Origin of the sequence: Collinsella sp. CLA-ER-H10 (assembly GCF_040092475.1) — a bacterium.
Classification (GTDB): Bacteria; Actinomycetota; Coriobacteriia; order Coriobacteriales; family Coriobacteriaceae; genus Collinsella.
In genome coordinates this window covers 1-16,518 of record NZ_JBBNLM010000015.1, presented here as the reverse complement: position 1 = coordinate 16,518, position 16,518 = coordinate 1, and the positions used below count along the sequence as shown (strand labels likewise).

Below are 16,518 nucleotides of genomic sequence, written 5' to 3'. Positions count from 1 at the left end.
AAGATCAACCTTTTTAGGAGTTTACGTATGAACAAGCATAAGGCGAAGCTGGAAGGCCTCAAGCGTCGTCAGCGTCGTGTTCGCGGCAAGGTCTCGGGTACCTCCGAGCGTCCGCGTCTTCGCGTGACCCGTACTAACGCCAACATCTATGCCCAGATCATCGACGACAGCAAGGGTTCCAGCCTGACGCTCGTCTCTGCCTCGACCCTCGAGGCCGAGTTCAAGGGCACCCACACCTCGAACAAGGAGGCTGCGGAGAAGGTCGGTCAGCTCGTTGGCAAGCGCGCCATCGAGGCCGGCATCACCAAGGTCGCCTTCGATCGCGGTGGCCGTATCTACCATGGCCGCGTCAAGGCCCTCGCCGACGGTGCTCGTGCCGCCGGTCTCGAGTTCTAGGAGGTATGTAGCACATGGCTCGTAATCAGAAGCAGCAGCGCGAGGCCTCCGAGTTCGAGGAGCGCGTCGTTTACATCAACCGCGTGTCGAAGACCGTCAAGGGCGGTCGTCGCATGAGCCTCGTCGCTCTCGTCGTCGTTGGCGACGGCAAGGGCAACGTCGGCGTTGGCATGGGCAAGTCCGCTGAGGTGCCCATGGCCATCTCCAAGGCGTCTCTCGATGCCAAGAAGAACATGTTCCACGTGCCGGTGACCGATCAGGGCACCATTCCGCACGAGGTTCTCGGTCACTTTGGTGCCGGCCGCATCATCATCAAGCCCGCTGTCGAGGGTACCGGCGTTATCGCCGGCGGCGCTGTGCGTCCCCTCTTCGAGCTTGCTGGCATCAAGAACGTCCTGTCCAAGTCCCTCGGTACCGACAACGGCCTCAACATCATCAAGGCTGCCGTCGAGGGCCTCAAGGAGCTCTCCAGCCCTGAGGACGTCGCGGCTCGCCGTGGCCTGACGGTCTCCGAGATGTTCGTCGGTAAGGAGAACTAAGCATGGCTGACACCATCAAGATCAAGCAGGTCCGCAGCACCAACGGTTGCAAGCAGGACCAGGTCCGTACTGTCCGTGCCCTCGGTCTCCACAGGATCCGCGAGGTTCGCGAGATTGCTGACAACGAGTCCGTCCGCGGCATGATCTTCAAGGTCAAGCACCTTGTCGAGATTGTAGAGGAGTAGCAAATGCAGCTTCACGATCTTACTCCCGCGCCCGGTTCCACCAAGAACCGCAAGCGCGTCGGCCGTGGCAATTCTTCGGGTCACGGCACCACTTCTGGCCGCGGCCAGAAGGGCCAGGGTTCCCGCTCTGGCGGCACCAAGGGTGCCGGCTTCGAGGGTGGCCAGACTCCGCTGGCTATGCGCCTGCCCAAGCTTCCGGGCTTCCGCAACCCCCGTCGTATCGAGTACACCGCTGTTAACGTTGAGCGTCTCGAGCGTAAGTTCGAGGACGGCGCTGTGATCGACGGTGCCGCTCTTAAGGCCGCTCGCATCACCAAGAGCGAGTTCGAGCCCGTCAAGGTGCTCGGCAATGGTGAGCTCACCAAGAAGTTCACGGTCAAGGTCGACAAGGTCAGCGCTTCTGCGCAGGCCAAGATCGAGGCCGCCGGCGGAAAGGTCGAGCTGCCGTGCTAAATGGTCTTAAGAATGCTTTCCGCATCAAAGAATTGCGCGAAAAGATTCTTTTTACCATAGCTATGCTCGTCGTGTACCGCATTGGTGCGCACGTTCCTGTGCCCGGCATTCCCTTCCAGGGGATGCTGGGCCTTTTCTCGACCGATAACAATTCGGTCGCCGCAGGTGCTATGGCCCTCCTGAATCTTTTCTCTGGCGGCGCTTTGAGCTATGTGTCGGTGTTTTCGCTGGGCATCATGCCTTACATCACCAGCTCGATCATCCTCCAGATGCTCCAGGCCGTCGTGCCTTCCCTGCATGAGCTTGCCCGCGAGGGCGAGGTCGGTCAGACCAAGATTACGCAGTATTCGCGTTACCTCACCCTGGCTCTGGCAATCCTCAACTCCGTGGGTTACCTCTTCCTCTTTAAGAGCTTCGGCATCAGCTTTAATGGCGCCGGCGCTCCCGAGATCATCTTCGACCTCATGATCGTCGGCACGCTCACTGCGGGCGCCATGCTGATCATGTGGATTGGTGAGCTCATCACCCAGCGCGGTATCGGCAATGGCATGTCGCTGATCATCTTTGCGAACATCATGGCCGGTCTGCCGCAGGCTATCTTCTCCAGCACCGAGGGCAATGCCGGTGGCATCATCACCATGGTGATCATCTGCGCCATCATCCTGCTGGTTATCCCGCTGATTGTTTTCCTTGAGCGCGGCCAGCGCCGCATCCCGGTCTCCTACGCTAAGCGCGTCGTGGGCCGTCGCATGATGGGTGGCCAGACCACCTACCTGCCCATCAAGGTCAACACCGCGGGTGTCGTGCCGATCATCTTCGCTTCGGCGCTGCTGTACTTCCCGGCTCAGATTGCCGTGTTCTTCCCCGGCATCGGCTGGATCCAGGCAGTTGCCTCTGCGCTTTCGCGCGGCTGGCTCAACTGGGTGCTTAACGTTGTCCTCATCGTGTTCTTCGCGTACTTCTACACCTCCATGGTGTTCAACCCCGATGATACGGCCGACAACCTTAAGAAGCAGGGCGGCTTTATTCCGGGCGTGCGTCCGGGTAGGGCTACCGCGGCCTACATCAAGAACGCGCTCAACAAGATCACGCTTCCCAGCGCTGTCTTTTTGGCGCTCATCGCCATCGTGCCTTCGATCATCTTCTCCTTCACGGGTAACCAGCTGATCCAGGCATTTGGCGGCACGTCCATCCTCATCATGGTCGGCGTCGTGCTCGACACGGTCGATAAGCTCGAAGGCCAGATCAAGATGTATGATTACGATGGATTCTTTAAATAGGCTAGAGGAGGATTGCTCATGAACCTCGTATTGCTCGGAGCTCCGGGTGCCGGTAAGGGCACCGTCGCACAGGAGCTCGTCGCCGAGTTTGGCGTCGCCCACATTTCCACGGGCGACCTGCTGCGTGCTGCCGTCAAGGGTGGCACCGAGCTTGGTATTCAGGCTAAGAAGTACATGGACGCTGGCGAGCTCGTTCCCGACCAGCTCGTGATCGACCTTGTCAAGGAGCGCCTTGCCGCCGATGACGCCCAGCAGGGCTTCATCCTCGACGGCTTCCCGCGCAACACCGCCCAGGCTGTGACGCTCGATTCCGAGCTCTCCGCTATGGGTCGCGAGATCGATTGCGCCCTTCTGGTCGATGTGGCCCCCGAGGTCATCATCGATCGTCTGTCTTCGCGTCGCACCTGCCGCGCCTGCGGTTACACCGGCACCGCTGCCGATGCCATCTGCCCCAAGTGCGCAGGCGAGATGTATCAGCGCGACGACGACAAGCCCGAGACCATCAAGAACCGTCTCGACGTCTACGAGAAGTCCACGAGCCCGCTCGTCGACTACTATCGTGGCCAGGGTCTGCTCAAGTCGGTCAACGGTGACCAGGCTCGCGAGACCGTGTACGGGGATGTCAAAGAAGCTCTCGGTCTATGATCAAGATTAAGTCTGCAACGCAAATCGAGCAGATGAAGAAGGCAGGAGCGCTATCTAAGATGGCGCTCCGCCACGTTGGAGCCATGGTGCGCCCCGGCGTTTCGACTTTTGAGCTCGATCAGCTCGCGGAGCAGATTATCCGCATGCATGGCGGCACCCCGGCCTTTAAGGGTTACGGCGGGTTCCCGGGGACCATTTGCGCATCGATCAACGATGCCGTGGTCCACGGTATTCCCAACCCTGACATGATCCTGCGCGATGGCGATATCATCTCCATCGATACGGGAGCCGTTGTCGACGGTTGGGTCGGCGATAACGCTTGGACGTTTTTCGTCGGCACCCCCACGCCCGAAGCCAAGGCTTTGTGCGAGGTCACGCGCGATTGCCTTAAGGCTGCCATCGAGCAGGCTGTTCCCGGTAACCATATCGGGGACGTCGGTTATGCCGTTCAGTTCCTCGCCGAGTCTCACGGTTACGGCGTGCTTCGTGATTATGTGGGCCATGGCATTGGCCGCGTGATGCACGAGGACCCCAACGTTCCTAACTATGGAAAGAAGGGGAGGGGTGTTCGCCTCCAGGCCGGCATGGTCATTGCCATCGAACCGATGGTTACGATGGGTTCCAACCATGTGAGCACGGGCTCCGACGGTTGGATTGTTACGACCAACGACCACCTGCCTGCCGCGCACTACGAGAACACCGTCGCCATTACCAATGACGGTCCGGTGATTCTCACCACGGATGCGCAAGGTGCCTGGTGTTCCTTGCAGGGCGGAGAAATGTAACAAGTTCCACTTAGTTGTGGAGCCATTACGAAGTTATTACGATGCGTGCATACGTGTTGTAGAATACTCAATCGCTGTCGTTTTCTAGAGAAAGATGATTGCTTGTGAAGAAGGAAGACGCAATTGAGCTCGAGGGTACGGTAAAGGAACCGCTGCCCAATGCCATGTTTAAGGTCGAGCTCGAGAACGGTCATTCGGTTCTGTGCAACATTTCTGGCAAGATCCGAATGAATTACATCCGCATTCTCCCCGGTGACAGGGTTGTCGTGGAGCTTTCCCCGTACGACCTGACCCGTGGCCGCATCACCTATCGCTATAAATAGCGGCACGCATACACGCACTCCATTTCCGGCTGCAGGCTTAGCTCAACCTACGGTCGGATTGTGTGTGAAGACCAGCCATAGTTTTAAACGCCTGCGGCTGGGCGAGTAGATAGTAGGGAAGTAGTTTGAGCGCTACCGAAAGGAAGAACGATGAAGGTACGTCCTTCGGTCAAGAAGATGTGCGATAAGTGCAAAATCATTAGGCGCCATGGCAAGGTCCTCGTCATTTGCGAGAACCCCCGTCATAAGCAGCGTCAGGGTTAAGAGAGGAGACTACGTTGGCCCGTATTAATGGTGTCGACCTCCCGCGTGAGAAGCGCGTTGAGATCGGTCTGACCTACATTTACGGCATCGGCCGCACCACTGCGACGAAGATTTGCGTCGAGTGCAACGTTAACGTGGATACGCGCGTTAAGGACCTCACCGAGGATGAGGTTAACGCCATCCGCGATTATATCGATAAGAACCAGATCATGGTTGAGGGCGACCTCCGCCGTGAGCGCAACCAGAACGTCAAGCGCCTTATGGACATCGGCTGCAACCGCGGCCTTCGTCACCGCAAGGGCCTCCCGGTCCGCGGCCAGCGCACCCACACTAACGCTCGTACCCGCAAGGGCCCGAAGCGTCAGATCGGTGCTAAGAAGAAGAAATAAGGAGCGCTAGATAGATGGCTACTGCTAAGAAGAACGTTCGCGCTGCCCGTCTGAAGCGCGCGGACCGTAAGAACATTTCCGTGGGCCAGGCTCACATTCGTTCTACGTTCAACAACACTATCGTTTCGATCACCGATCCCCAGGGCAACGTCATTTCCTGGAAGTCGGCTGGCCAGGTGGGCTTCAAGGGCTCCCGTAAGTCCACGCCGTTCGCTGCCCAGATGGCTGCCGAGGCTGCTGCCAAGCAGGCCATGGAGCACGGTATGAAGAAGGTTTCCGTCTTCGTCAAGGGCCCCGGCTCCGGTCGTGAGACCGCCATCCGCTCCCTCCAGGCTGCTGGCCTCGAGGTCTCGAGCATCCAGGACAAGACCCCCATTCCGCACAACGGCTGCCGCCCCAAGAAGCGTCGCCGCGTGTAACTGAAAGGATCGTATCAATATGGCAATCGACAGGACTCCTGTTCTTAAGCGCTGCCGTCAGCTCGGGATCGATCCCGCTGAGCTCGGTTACAGCAGCAAGAAGGAATCTATCCGTCAGCCCAAGCGCCGTCGCAAGGAATCTGAGTACGGCATGCAGCTGCGCGAGAAGCAGAAGGTCAAGTTCATCTATGGCGTTCTGGAGAAGCAGTTCCATGGCTACTTCAACAAGGCCCGTAAGATGAACGGCGTCACCGGTGAGAACCTCATGATCATTCTTGAGTCTCGCCTCGACAACGTCGTCTTCCGTCTTGGCTTCGCCCGCACCCGCAAAGAGGCTCGTCAGTCCGTCCGTCACGGTCACTTCACCGTGAACGGCAAGCGCGTGGACATCCCGTCCTACCGCGTCAAGGCCGGCGACGTCGTCGCTGTCGGCGAGAAGTTCCGTGACCTCCTCCCCATCAAGGAGGCCCTGATTTCCTCCGAGCGCTTTGAGGTCCCTGGCTGGCTCGAGGTCGATATCGAGAAGCTGTCTGGTAACGTGCTCGCTCTGCCGACGCGTGAGCAGATCAGCGGTGATATCAACGAGCAGCTCATCGTCGAGCTCTACTCTAAGTAGTCCATCCGGGCTGCTGAGGCTGGAGGTAATACATGTCAGAATTCATTAGGCCTCAGGTTCAGGTCGAAGAGATCAACGAGACGTCTGCTCGTGTCTCCGTCGAGCCGCTCGAGCGTGGCTACGGCGATACGCTGGGTAACTCCCTTCGTCGCGTTCTTCTGTCCTCGCTCGAGGGTGCCGCCGTCGAGGCTATTCAGATCGATGGTGCGCAGCACGAGTTCATGACCATCCCTAACATGGTCGAGGATGTCACCGACATCGTCCTGAATGTCAAGGGTCTTGTCTTCAGGGCTCTCGGCACGACCGACGAGGCGACCGCCACCATTTCGGTTGACGGCCCCTGCGAGGTCACCGGTGCGGACTTCTTTATTCCGTCCGAGTTTGAGCTGGTCAACCCCGAGCAGCACATCGCTACGCTCACCGAGGGTGGCCATCTCACCATGAGCATGCGCATCGGCTATGGCCGCGGCTATGTTTCTGGCGAGGCCAACAAGCGCGACAACGATCCCATCGGTGTGATCCACGTCGACTCGCTGTACTCGCCGGTTTCCCGTTGCGCCAAGCTCGTTGAGGCTTGCCGTGTCGGTCAGCACACCGACTACGACCGCCTTGTCCTCGAGATCGAGACCAACGGCTCCATCGCCCCGCGCGACGCCGTGGTCCAGGCTGCCAATATCATCAACCAGCATATGGCCGCCTTTATGAACCTTGCCGAGACCCCCGAGGTCGAGGAGGAGGCTTCGATCTTCGCTCCCGAGGTCACCAACGACAACGCCGAGCTGGACAAGCAGATCGAGGATCTGGACCTTTCCGTCCGTTCCTACAACTGCCTTAAGCGCGCCAGCATTCACTCGGTCCGTCAGCTCGTTGAGTTCTCGGAGAACGATCTGCTCAACATCCGTAACTTCGGTGTTAAGTCGATCGAGGAAGTGAAGGACAAGCTTGAGTCCATGGGCCTGAGCCTGAAGGCTTAATGCTTCGCATATTTGAGGAGAAACTAGACCATGCGTCATAACGTTAAGAAGGGCCTGAAGCTCGGCACCGATGCGAGCCACACCAAGGCCATGAAGAAGAGCCTTGCTAAGGCCCTCTTCGAGAACGACCGCATCAAGACCACCGAGACCCGCGCTAAGGCGCTGCGTTCGGTCGTCGATCCGATCATCACCTGGGCCAAGAAGGGCGACCTGCACTCTCGTCGTCTGGCTATCGCCAAGCTCGGCGATAAGCAGCTCGTTGCCGAGATCTTCGACAAGGCTGCTCAGGGCATGTGGCAGGACCGCAACGGCGGTTACACCCGCATCATGAAGCTCGGTAACCGCAAGGGCGACAACGCTCCCATCGTTATCATGGAGCTCGTCACCGAGCCTTGCACGCCTAAGGCCAAGAAGGCTGCTCCGGCCCCCAAGAAGGCCGCTGCTCCCAAGAAGGTCGAGGCTGCCGAGGAGGCTCCTGCTGAGGAGACCGCTGAGTAGACAATCCGTCTGCATAGGCTATATTCGAGGGGTACGTTCGCGTACCCCTCTTTTTTTGTCGAAATGCCATTGTCTGTTTGTTGGGAGCGTCCATGACCGCGCCGTCTGATTTCAATTCGATTCCCGAGCTCGATGCCACGCTCGTTTTCCGCGTGGCCTACGATGGCTCGTCCTACAGCGGCTTTGCCGAGCAGCCCGGTCAGACGACGGTTGCGGGCGAGCTGCGCCGCGCTATCGAGACGCTCCTGCGCCGTCCGATTGTCCTGACGTGCGCGGGGCGTACCGATGCCGGCGTACATGCCGTGGCTCAGTACATCAGCGTGCCCGTAACGGATGCTGAGCTCGCTTGTACGCGCCGTAGGTGGCTGCGGGCTATGGATGCCCTGCTACCCAAAGATATCGCCATAAACGAGGTCTACAAGGCCCGTAAAGGCTTTTCTGCACGCTTTGACGCGCGTTCCCGTACGTATACATACCGTATTGCCGATCGCGACGCGCGTCCCGTGCTCTCACGGGGTGCCGTGTGGTGGCATCGCTATCCCTTGGACGTCGAGGCCATGTCTGCGGCCTGTCCCGCGCTTTTGGGTGAGCAGGACTTTAAGAGCTTTTGCAAGGTTGCCTCGGCCGTTGGCAAGCCCACGCATCGCTGCGTGATGCGTGCCGAGTTTGGCCATGAGGTTGCGTTTGGCGAGGACATCCTGACGTTTACCATCGAGGGCAATGCGTTTCTGCATTCGATGGTCCGCACGATCGTGGGCACGCTTGTCGAGATTGGCATGCATCGCCGTGAACCCGAGTGGATGCGCGAGGTCATCGATGCTTGCGACCGTACCGCTGCGGGCCCCACGGCTCCTGCCTGCGGCCTTACGTTTATGGGCGTGGATTACGATCCCGCCGAGCTTGTCGTGCTCGACTAGGGGAGGGCTCGACGCGTCGTGCGTCGACACCTGTCATCTGTGGGCTGCGCGTGTGCAACATCTGTTCTTGACGTGCAATACAACTGGTGTCTCATTGCTTTTATTGCCGGGGTGTACCATGAACCACGGTTTGATTTATTGCTGTCGAGAGGACGGATAACTTGGTTCGACGTGGCTCGCATCCGCGACTTTCGGTGATCCTTGTGGTAGAAGGTTCGCCCAGCTATGCGATGCGTGCGCTCGAGAGTATCCAGAACCAAGACCTCTACGATTTGCAGATTGTCGTTGTCTGCCGCGATGCTGCGCCTGGTGTGCGCCATTCGCTTCAAGTTGCCGCCGACAGGGACATCCATATTGATTTGATTGACGTCGAGGACGCGAAGCGCGGCGCTTGTCTTCGTGCCGGTTTTGCTGCCTCGCGCGGCTCTCAAATCATCGCCATGAACGCCGATGAGTGGTTTGCTCCGCAGTCTCTTTCCAAGATGGTCGATATCGCGTGCGATACTGCGGCAGACATAGTGCTCCCCACGGTGTCGCTCGACCGCTATGATGCACATCGAGAGCGCCATTCGCGCGTCTTGGATGCTGCTCATATTTCCATTGATAGCAAATCTTCGATGGTGACCGGGCTGTCCCAGTTGATTTTAGGCGGCCTAGTCGTTCAGACCTCTGGCGTGATGTATAGCCGTCCGCTGTTTGAGGCATGCCTTTTGTACGACAAGGCGTTTCGCACAGTTGGGTTTATGGCGTGCTCGCTCTCGCGGGCGCAGCGCGTCTCCGGATGCGGCGACGCTTGTTTCCACGCGGCGGCACCTAAGCTTACAGATGCCTTTGATCCCACCATGTATGCCAAGGTATCCGATGACACCCGGGCGCTCGACGAGCTTACGGACTCACTCTCGGAAGCAGATAGCGGTGGTCGGCTCAAGCTGGCAACCCAAAAGTTCTACTTTGCCGGACTGGTCGCCTGCATCGAGAATTTGTGTCTGAGCCCGCATGGGGTGTCGTCAATCGAGCGTTCCGCCCGTATACGTGATATACTCGAGGCGCCTCGAACCCGTCAGATGGTCGCCGCGCTCAAGGATAACCATCGGGGGCTCGGTCTGTTGTTTGGGCCGATCGCCAGCGCCAAGCCCGCGCGCTGCGTGATGTGTACGCATCTGGCAGCTTTTCTTAACCGGACGGGCGCAAAAACCGCCTAAACGGCTCATCTCGAAACAAATTTGCATAGAATTGTTTCGAAATGCGTTCTTATACACAAAAGCCTTCAAATAGCGTTAAACTATTCAATCACTGATTGATTGTCTCCGCATCTTTTGGAGAGAGGGTTTGTATGGCTAAAAAACGCAATGGGCGCCAGGATGCCATTAGAGATATTGTGCGCAATAAGGACGTCCGCACGCAGCGCGTGCTGGTCGATGAGCTCCGCGCTATGGGCTTTGATTGCACGCAGGCGACTGTCTCTCGCGATATTGCCGATATGGGGCTGCGTAAGCTCCCTGAGGGCATCTATGTTCTGGCAGAGGACCTGCACCTGCAGCGTATGGTTTCCGAGCTCGTAACGGGCGTTCTGCGCACCGATAATCTGGTTATGATCAAGGCTCAGCCTGGCACGGCTTCCGGCATCGCCGCCGCCGTTGATGCGGCAGAGCTGCCCGATGTGCTTGGCTCGCTTGCCGGCAACGATACGATTTTGGTTATTGCCCAGACGGCCGAGGACGGCGAGCGTCTTGAGGCGCTGATCAATAAGCTGAGCAATTCTCGCAAGTAGGCGTGCGGGTCGTGCGCTCGGCACTGTGTGCGTGACATAGTGGCTTGTAAGGGGGTATCGACGTTGGTCGGTACCCCCTTTTTGTTTGCCGGTATAAAGACCGCCCACCAGGTCGCTTTAAACTAAAAGGCCCCCGAGCAGTTTAATAAGCTGCTCGGGGGCCTTGTTGCTTATGGCCGGACGATTTCTAGCCGACCGTATCGTCAGGCGTGGGCGAGGGGTCGGGAGTGGGCGTAGGCGTAGGCGTAGGCGTGCCGCCATCGCCGCCGGTCGAACCACCAGTTGAGCCGCCCGTCGAGCCACCGGTCGTACCGGTGCCGCCGGTGGTGTCGCCACCCGTGGTCTCGGTGGTCGTGGTCGTCGTGGTAGTCGTTGTGGTAGTTTCCTCTTCGTCCTCGTTCTCGTCCTTGTCGTCGTTCTCCGTCTTCTTGGCGTTGTTGGTGCCGTAGAACTTCCAGACGCTGTTGTTCTTGTAGGTGGGCGCCGTTCCGGTCGCAAACTCCTCGCGCTCGGTACCGGTCAGAACGGTGTTCATAAACCGCTTAAAGACAGGCAGGTTGGTGCTGTCGCCCAGCAGGTCCGTGCCGTATTTTTGGATGGGGATCTCACCTGCGGAATAGCCGGTCCACAGGGCGCACGCCAGCTGCGGGGTATAGCCGCAGAACCACAGGTTGGTGGTGTTGTCGGTGGTGCCCGTTTTGCCGGCATAGGGCTGGTTGACGCTCAAGGCGCCGGCAGCACCCGTACCGCTGCCCTGCATGACGCCGGACAGAACATCGGTGACCGCGGCGGCCTCGCCCTCGGTAAGCACCTGTGAGGGATTGTCCGTGTGCTGGTACAGCACCGAACCGGTACGAGAGTCAATCTCGGTGATGGCGATCGGCTGGCGATAGTAGCCGCCGTTGGCAAACGTCGCGTAGGCGGCGGCCATCTCGAGCGGCGAGATCGAGCCGGTGCCGAGCGTCATGACGGGAACGTCCTCGATGTTGTCCTTAGCAGGATCGATGCCGAGCTTTTTGACGAGCGAGATGATCTTGCTGTTGCCGACGGCTTCCGCCACCTGGATGTAACCGGTGTTGGAGGAGTATGCCGTCGCCTGCTTAAGCGTGATGTTGCCATAGCTATGGTTGGCGTAGTTTTGGACCTCGGTCGTGGTGCCCTTGGCCTTGAGCGGCGAGTTGCAGTTGAGGGTGACGTTGGGGTTCATGCCGTTTTGGATGGCAGTTGCCAGCGTAAAGGCCTTAAAGGTGGAGCCGACGGGACGCTTGGCCGTGGCATGGTTTACGTGGTTCTCGTCGGCGTTGTAGTCGTAGCCGCCCACCATGCACTTGATGTAGCCGGTCTTGGGGTCGACGACGACCATGCCCATGTCCAGGCCGTCGAGCGAGAGCGTGTCGAGCTGCTCGCGGACGGCATTCTCTGCCACCTGCTGCATCGTGGGGTCGATGGTGGTCTTGACGGTCAAGCCGCCCTTAAAGAGCACGTCGGTCGAGAACTCCTGCTCCAGCAGCTGCTTAACATAGGCGACAAAGTAGGGCTGCGAGTATACGTCGACGCCGCTGCCCGAGATTTCGGTCACGTTGAGGGTGATGGGCTCGGCCTGTGCGGCATCGTGCTCCTCCTGCGTGATGTGGCCCAGGCGCAACATGTTGTCGAGGACCTTGTTGCGACGGGACAGCGCCAGGTCGGGGTTGACCGTGGGGTCGTACTGCGAGGGCGAGTTGGGAAGGCCGATGAGCAGCGCGGCCTCGCTCAGGGTGAGGTCGGCGGCGCTCTTGGACAGATAGGTCTCGGCTGCGGCCTCGATGCCGTAGGCGCCGTGGCCGTAATAGATGGTGTTGAGGTACATCATGAGGATCTCGTCTTTGGAGTACATGTCCTCCATCTTGACGGCGATGTAGGCCTCGCGCACCTTACGCTCGATGGTCGAGTCGAACTGCTCCTCCTGCAGGATGGTGTTGCGCACCAGCTGCTGGGTGATAGTCGAGGCGCCTTCGTGCCCGCCGCCGAGGGTTGCCACCGCAGCGCGCGCGATACCCCACAGGTCGATACCGCCGTGCTCGTAGAAGCGCTCGTCCTCGACGTCAACGGTGCCCTGCAGCACGTAGGGGGAGACCTCGTCCTTGGTGATGGACTTGCGGTTTTGCGTGTAGAAGCTCGCGATCTTGTTGCCGTTGCAGTCGACGATCTCGGTGGGCTCGCTCACCAGATACGCGTTGGCGTCGGTGTAGTCGGGCAGATCGGACAGCCAGCGGTTGACGTTGCCGACCATGCCGATGCCAAATGCCACGCCCGCAATCAGCAGAAAGCCCAAAAACGAGAGCAGGATTATGGGCAGGGCATGCGTCTTTGAACGGCTGCGTCCCTGTCGTTGGCGAGGACCCATATATTGACCTCCAGGTATGTCGTGCCGGACGGTGGATGTGCCGTCGGGGCAGGATGGACATAAGTTATTACACGATAAACCAAACGGGGCGCGCGATGCCTCGTGTATGCTGGAAGACGGCATTTTTCAGAGTGAATGCATACCTTGGTAAGGAGTTTGTCGATGGCGATTCGGACGATGGGGCCGAGCGGACAATACGAGACTGGATTGGATGCTGCTGGTGCGGCGCTGCCCGAGTTGCTGGCGCCGGCGGGCGGGCTCGACCAGATGCTTGCGGCCATCGCCGCGGGTGCCGATGCCATCTATGCGGGGTTGGGCGGCTTTAACGCCCGTGTGAGCGCCCATGGCTTTACGGATAACGAGTTTGCGCGCGGCTGCGCCGTGGCGCATGCCCATGGCGTGCGTGTGTACGTAACGCTCAACGTGTTCGTGTTTGACGATGAGTTGTCCGACGCGGTGGTGTTGGGAGCTCATGCACTGGAGCTGGGCGCCGATGCTCTGATTGTCGCCGATGCCGGGTTGGCTTGCGCGCTGCGCGCGGCGATTCCCGGGGTCGAGATTCACCTGTCTACGCAGGCGGGCGTTCATAGCGAAGGCGCCGTGCGGCTTGCCGCCGATGAGCTGGGGGTCGAGCGCGTGACGACGGCACGCGAGCTGACGGTCGACGAGATTGCGGCGCTATGTGCCACGGGTGTGCCCATCGAGGTATTCTGCCACGGTGCGATTTGCATCGGCTATTCGGGGGCGTGCGAGTTCTCTGCCCTTCGACGTGGCCGCTCTGCGATGCGCGGTGATTGCACGCAGCCGTGCCGTCTATCCTATGACTTGGTGGACGAGGCTGGGCAGAGTGTTGCCGCCGTCGAGGGAGATCGCCTGCTGTGTCCGCGCGACTATCTGGGTATTGCGCATCTGCCCGAGCTTGTAGATGCCGGCGTGGCGTCGCTCAAGATCGAGGGGCGCATGAAGAACCCCGATTACGTATTCAACGTGGTGCGGGCGTGGCGCCGGGCACTCGATATGCTGTGCGACGGCGCGTGGGACCCCGATGCCGTGGAAGAGCTTGAGCGCGAGCTGGGAAGGTCGTTTAACCGCGGGTTTACCGACGCGTATTTGCGAGGCCGCTCGGGTGCGGAGCTTATGAGTTTTGAACGCGCAATTAACCAGGGCGTGCGCGTGGGGCGTTTGGTCGCTGTGGGCCACGAAGAGGTGACCGTTGAGCTCGACGCCGCCGTGGCGGCGGGTGACACGCTCGAGATTCGGTTCTATCCGGGTGTCGACGCGCGTCCCGATGCGCCCAAGCGCTGGCCGCAGGTGCCCTGCCCGGTGGATGCAGCAGCGGGGAAGCGCATCGTCGTGCATTGCAAGCGTAAGGTGGACGCGGGCTGCGAGGTGTACCTGATTCGCAGCGCCGGCGTGTTGGATCAGACGGCGGCGGTGTTGGAGCGCATGCGGGCCGAGGCGGATGCGATTGCGCCCGTTGAGCGTGCCGTTGAAGTGCTGCCCTTTGAGGGCGTTGCGGTGGATGGCGGTGCATCGACGGAGTTGGTGGAGTGCGCGGTTCCCACTCGCATGGTTTTTGCTTGGCAGCTGATGGATGCCGACCCGCGCGGAGAACTCGATTTGTCCGACGCCGTTGTGGTGCTTGACGAGGTGTGCCGCGCGAGTGACGCTGACCGGACCCGCTCACTGATGCAGCGTGCCGGGCGCATCGTCTGCCGCAACCTGGGGCAGGTGGCGATCGCTCGCGAGCTGGGCGTGACGTTTGACGTGGCGGCGCCGGTGTTCTGCGCGAATCGGGCCACGCTTACCTGGCTGCGCGGATTCGGTGCGGGGCGGGTGTACTTGCCGGCCGAGTTGCTCGGCAATGATGCGGAGCGTATTGCCGAGCTGGCTGCTGAACCCGGCGTCTTGGGTCCGGTCGACGCCGACCGTCCCGAGCTTATGGTGTGCGAGCACTGCCTGCTGACCGCCGAGGGCGTCTGCGCCACCGATGCGACGGGACAGGTTCGTTGCCGCGACTGCTTGCGTCGTCGGCAGGTACGCTATCTGGTCGAGCGTGACGGTACACGTCTGCCAGTTGCCATTGACGCATGCGGCAGGACGAGGATTTTCCTGTCGTAGGTGCCGCGTCGCGTCAGTTTGTTATCATAAGAGAGTTTATGGACTTCCAGCACCGCCGTTTTCGGCGAGGGTGCTATAGAAAAAGGAGGATACCCAATGCTGTCTGTTGACGAGCAAATGCGTATCATCACCTCGGGCGCTGCGAAGATCGTCCCCGAGGCCGACCTTCGCAAGAAGCTTGAGAAGGGCGAGCCCCTCAACATCAAGCTCGGCGTCGATCCCACCAGCCCCGACCTGCACCTGGGCCACGCCGTGCCGCTGCGCAAGATGCGTCAGTTCCAGGACCTGGGCCACAACGTCACCCTCATCATCGGCAACGGTACCGCACTGATCGGCGACCCCTCGGGCAAGAATTCCACCCGCCCGCAGCTTTCTCAGGAGCAGATCGAGGCTAACGCCGAGACCTACGTGAGCCAGGCCATGAAGATCCTGGACCCCGAGAAGACCACCATCGTGCACAACGGCGACTGGATCTTGTCGATGGATCTGGCCGGTCTGCTGCAGGTGTGCTCCAAGTTCACCGTCGCCCGCATTCTTGAGCGCGATGACTTTACCAAGCGCTACCAGTCCCAGACGCCGATCGCCCTGCACGAGTTCCTGTATCCCGTGATGCAGGCATACGATTCGGTCATGATTAAGGCTGACGTGGAGATGGGCGGCACCGACCAGCTTTTCAACCTGCTCGCCGGCCGTGAGCTCATGGAGAAGATGGGCATGGAGCCGCAGATCGCGCTCACCATGCCGCTGCTCGAGGGCACCGATGGCGTACGTAAGATGTCCAAGTCCTATGGCAACTACATCGGTCTGACCGACGCGCCCAAGGATATGTTCGGCAAGACCATGTCCATCCCCGACGAGATGATCGGCAAGTACTACCGCCTGGCGAGCTCGCTCACTCCGGCCGAGGTCGACAAGATCGACGCTGCCCTGGCCGATGGCTCTGCCGACCCCTACGAGCTCAAGCGCGCTCTGGGCCGTGACCTGTGTGACACCTACCACGGCGCCGGTGCCGGCGACGAGGCTCAGGCCGAGTTCGACCGCGTGTTCAAGGAGGGCCAGCTCGCCGACTTCCCCGAGAAGCACGTTGAGCTGACCGTCAACGACGAGGGCCAGATCTACCTCGCCGGCCTGCTCAAGGACTTGGGTCTTTCGGCGAGCGCCGGCCAGGCTCGTCGCGATATCGACGGCGGCGGTGTCAAGATCAACGGCAAGGCCGTGGCTCCCAAGAGCTATAACATCGATCCCAGCGCCCTCAAGCTGGGCGACACCCTCTCCGTGGGCAAGCGCAAGGGTTTCAAGTTGATTTAGTTCCGCCGTTCTAACGAACGGCGGACCGGCCGACGCTGCGCGGGCCGCATTTGGACAATCTGACGTTCAACTTCAAGGGCGCGACCAGAAGGTCAGCGCCCTTTCGTTTCACGTCACCTTGTCTCAAATGCGGCCCGCTCGCTCATATGACCCAATCCGCTGTCAAGAGCCACAATGGCCCCGCCGACCGCTTGCAATCGGTCGGCGGGGCCTGCCGTTGAACCCGCCCCGGTCCGCCCCCGGCATGTC

20 protein-coding genes are annotated in these 16,518 nt (G+C 60.1%); 19 read left to right on the top strand and 1 reads right to left on the bottom strand.

Translation table 11 applies throughout. The annotated features are described in order from the left end of the window. Positions 1 to 27: 27 nt before the first annotated feature. From rplR to AAAX36_RS07045, 17 genes are all read left to right on the top strand, one after another. The gene (rplR, locus tag AAAX36_RS07125; protein WP_006235264.1) at positions 28 to 396 is read left to right on the top strand and encodes a 50S ribosomal protein L18; all 369 of its coding nucleotides are present in this window, start codon (positions 28 to 30) and stop codon (positions 394 to 396) included. Positions 397 to 410: 14 nt separating this feature from the next. Then, complete coding sequence (gene rpsE / locus AAAX36_RS07120) at positions 411 to 935, top strand: 30S ribosomal protein S5 (RefSeq protein WP_022094279.1); 525 nt, start codon at positions 411 to 413, stop codon at positions 933 to 935. A gap of 2 nt (positions 936 to 937) precedes the next feature. Further along, entirely contained in the window at positions 938 to 1,120 is a 183-nt protein-coding gene (gene rpmD, locus AAAX36_RS07115) for a 50S ribosomal protein L30 (protein WP_006235266.1), read from the top strand. A gap of 3 nt (positions 1,121 to 1,123) precedes the next feature. Beyond that, the gene (rplO, locus tag AAAX36_RS07110) at positions 1,124 to 1,573 is read left to right on the top strand and encodes a 50S ribosomal protein L15 (protein WP_006235267.1); all 450 of its coding nucleotides are present in this window, start codon (positions 1,124 to 1,126) and stop codon (positions 1,571 to 1,573) included. Beyond that, complete coding sequence (gene secY, locus AAAX36_RS07105; protein ID WP_022094278.1) at positions 1,567 to 2,853, top strand: preprotein translocase subunit SecY; 1,287 nt, start codon at positions 1,567 to 1,569, stop codon at positions 2,851 to 2,853. Before rplO ends, secY begins: the two co-directional genes overlap by 7 nt. An 18-nt stretch (positions 2,854 to 2,871) precedes the next feature. After that, positions 2,872 to 3,498 carry an adenylate kinase gene (locus AAAX36_RS07100; protein ID WP_349074851.1) on the top strand — a complete coding sequence of 209 codons (627 nt, stop codon included), beginning with the start codon at positions 2,872 to 2,874 and terminating at the stop codon, positions 3,496 to 3,498. Then, entirely contained in the window at positions 3,495 to 4,283 is a 789-nt protein-coding gene (gene map / locus AAAX36_RS07095) for a type I methionyl aminopeptidase (RefSeq protein WP_161156850.1), read from the top strand. The genes AAAX36_RS07100 and map overlap by 4 nt, the downstream gene beginning before the upstream one ends. A 104-nt stretch (positions 4,284 to 4,387) precedes the next feature. Then, entirely contained in the window at positions 4,388 to 4,606 is a 219-nt protein-coding gene (gene infA, locus AAAX36_RS07090; protein WP_035137443.1) for a translation initiation factor IF-1, read from the top strand. Positions 4,607 to 4,756: 150 nt separating this feature from the next. After that, positions 4,757 to 4,870 carry a 50S ribosomal protein L36 gene (gene rpmJ, locus AAAX36_RS07085; protein ID WP_006363204.1) on the top strand — a complete coding sequence of 38 codons (114 nt, stop codon included), beginning with the start codon at positions 4,757 to 4,759 and terminating at the stop codon, positions 4,868 to 4,870. Between the two features lie 14 nt (positions 4,871 to 4,884). Continuing rightward, positions 4,885 to 5,259, top strand: coding sequence for a 30S ribosomal protein S13 (gene rpsM, locus AAAX36_RS07080; protein WP_022094275.1), 375 nt, complete (start codon positions 4,885 to 4,887; stop codon positions 5,257 to 5,259). Between the two features lie 14 nt (positions 5,260 to 5,273). Continuing rightward, a complete protein-coding gene (gene rpsK, locus AAAX36_RS07075) occupies positions 5,274 to 5,678 on the top strand; it encodes a 30S ribosomal protein S11 (RefSeq protein WP_006235274.1) in 405 nt (134 codons plus the stop codon). Between the two features lie 19 nt (positions 5,679 to 5,697). Next, positions 5,698 to 6,294 carry a 30S ribosomal protein S4 gene (gene rpsD, locus AAAX36_RS07070; protein WP_006235275.1) on the top strand — a complete coding sequence of 199 codons (597 nt, stop codon included), beginning with the start codon at positions 5,698 to 5,700 and terminating at the stop codon, positions 6,292 to 6,294. A 32-nt stretch (positions 6,295 to 6,326) separates the two neighbouring features. Next, positions 6,327 to 7,268, top strand: a complete 942-nt coding sequence (locus AAAX36_RS07065; RefSeq protein WP_006235276.1) for a DNA-directed RNA polymerase subunit alpha — start codon at positions 6,327 to 6,329, stop codon at positions 7,266 to 7,268. 30 nt (positions 7,269 to 7,298) lie between these two features. Further along, entirely contained in the window at positions 7,299 to 7,766 is a 468-nt protein-coding gene (rplQ, locus tag AAAX36_RS07060) for a 50S ribosomal protein L17 (RefSeq protein WP_055287451.1), read from the top strand. Between the two features lie 92 nt (positions 7,767 to 7,858). Beyond that, positions 7,859 to 8,683, top strand: a complete 825-nt coding sequence (gene truA, locus AAAX36_RS07055; protein WP_195919230.1) for a tRNA pseudouridine(38-40) synthase TruA — start codon at positions 7,859 to 7,861, stop codon at positions 8,681 to 8,683. A gap of 203 nt (positions 8,684 to 8,886) precedes the next feature. Then, positions 8,887 to 9,885 carry a glycosyltransferase gene (locus AAAX36_RS07050; RefSeq protein WP_349074849.1) on the top strand — a complete coding sequence of 333 codons (999 nt, stop codon included), beginning with the start codon at positions 8,887 to 8,889 and terminating at the stop codon, positions 9,883 to 9,885. A 131-nt stretch (positions 9,886 to 10,016) separates the two neighbouring features. After that, positions 10,017 to 10,454 (top strand): ArgR family transcriptional regulator, encoded by a 438-nt coding sequence (locus AAAX36_RS07045; RefSeq protein WP_006235280.1) that lies wholly within the window; start codon positions 10,017 to 10,019, stop codon positions 10,452 to 10,454. Between the two features lie 187 nt (positions 10,455 to 10,641). Here the strand turns inward: AAAX36_RS07045 and AAAX36_RS07040 are convergent, their stop codons facing one another. Then, a complete protein-coding gene (locus AAAX36_RS07040) occupies positions 10,642 to 12,840 on the bottom strand; it encodes a PBP1A family penicillin-binding protein (RefSeq protein ID WP_349074848.1) in 2,199 nt (732 codons plus the stop codon). Positions 12,841 to 13,002: 162 nt separating this feature from the next. On the opposite strand from AAAX36_RS07040, the gene AAAX36_RS07035 reads away from it, so the two are divergent. Next, positions 13,003 to 14,961 carry a U32 family peptidase gene (locus AAAX36_RS07035; protein WP_349074847.1) on the top strand — a complete coding sequence of 653 codons (1,959 nt, stop codon included), beginning with the start codon at positions 13,003 to 13,005 and terminating at the stop codon, positions 14,959 to 14,961. A gap of 96 nt (positions 14,962 to 15,057) precedes the next feature. Then, positions 15,058 to 16,269 carry a tyrosine--tRNA ligase gene (tyrS, locus tag AAAX36_RS07030; RefSeq protein WP_117769435.1) on the top strand — a complete coding sequence of 404 codons (1,212 nt, stop codon included), beginning with the start codon at positions 15,058 to 15,060 and terminating at the stop codon, positions 16,267 to 16,269. The last annotated feature ends 249 nt before the right edge of the window (positions 16,270 to 16,518 follow it).

Excerpts from the sequence above, each read along its gene's own strand:
- rplR (WP_006235264.1), top strand. The coding sequence starts at position 28 with ATGAACAAGCATAAGGCGAAGCTGGAAGGCCTCAAGCGTCGTCAGCGT.
- rpsE (WP_022094279.1), top strand. The coding sequence starts at position 411 with ATGGCTCGTAATCAGAAGCAGCAGCGCGAGGCCTCCGAGTTCGAGGAG.
- rpmD (WP_006235266.1), top strand. The coding sequence starts at position 938 with ATGGCTGACACCATCAAGATCAAGCAGGTCCGCAGCACCAACGGTTGC.
- rplO (WP_006235267.1), top strand. The coding sequence starts at position 1,124 with ATGCAGCTTCACGATCTTACTCCCGCGCCCGGTTCCACCAAGAACCGC.
- AAAX36_RS07100 (WP_349074851.1), top strand. The coding sequence starts at position 2,872 with ATGAACCTCGTATTGCTCGGAGCTCCGGGTGCCGGTAAGGGCACCGTC.
- map (WP_161156850.1), top strand. The coding sequence starts at position 3,495 with ATGATCAAGATTAAGTCTGCAACGCAAATCGAGCAGATGAAGAAGGCA.
- rpmJ (WP_006363204.1), top strand. The coding sequence starts at position 4,757 with ATGAAGGTACGTCCTTCGGTCAAGAAGATGTGCGATAAGTGCAAAATC.
- rpsK (WP_006235274.1), top strand. The coding sequence starts at position 5,274 with ATGGCTACTGCTAAGAAGAACGTTCGCGCTGCCCGTCTGAAGCGCGCG.
- rpsD (WP_006235275.1), top strand. The coding sequence starts at position 5,698 with ATGGCAATCGACAGGACTCCTGTTCTTAAGCGCTGCCGTCAGCTCGGG.
- AAAX36_RS07065 (WP_006235276.1), top strand. The coding sequence starts at position 6,327 with ATGTCAGAATTCATTAGGCCTCAGGTTCAGGTCGAAGAGATCAACGAG.
- rplQ (WP_055287451.1), top strand. The coding sequence starts at position 7,299 with ATGCGTCATAACGTTAAGAAGGGCCTGAAGCTCGGCACCGATGCGAGC.
- truA (WP_195919230.1), top strand. The coding sequence starts at position 7,859 with ATGACCGCGCCGTCTGATTTCAATTCGATTCCCGAGCTCGATGCCACG.
- AAAX36_RS07045 (WP_006235280.1), top strand. The coding sequence starts at position 10,017 with ATGGCTAAAAAACGCAATGGGCGCCAGGATGCCATTAGAGATATTGTG.
- AAAX36_RS07040 (WP_349074848.1), bottom strand. The coding sequence starts at position 12,840 with ATGGGTCCTCGCCAACGACAGGGACGCAGCCGTTCAAAGACGCATGCC.
- AAAX36_RS07035 (WP_349074847.1), top strand. The coding sequence starts at position 13,003 with ATGGCGATTCGGACGATGGGGCCGAGCGGACAATACGAGACTGGATTG.
- tyrS (WP_117769435.1), top strand. The coding sequence starts at position 15,058 with ATGCTGTCTGTTGACGAGCAAATGCGTATCATCACCTCGGGCGCTGCG.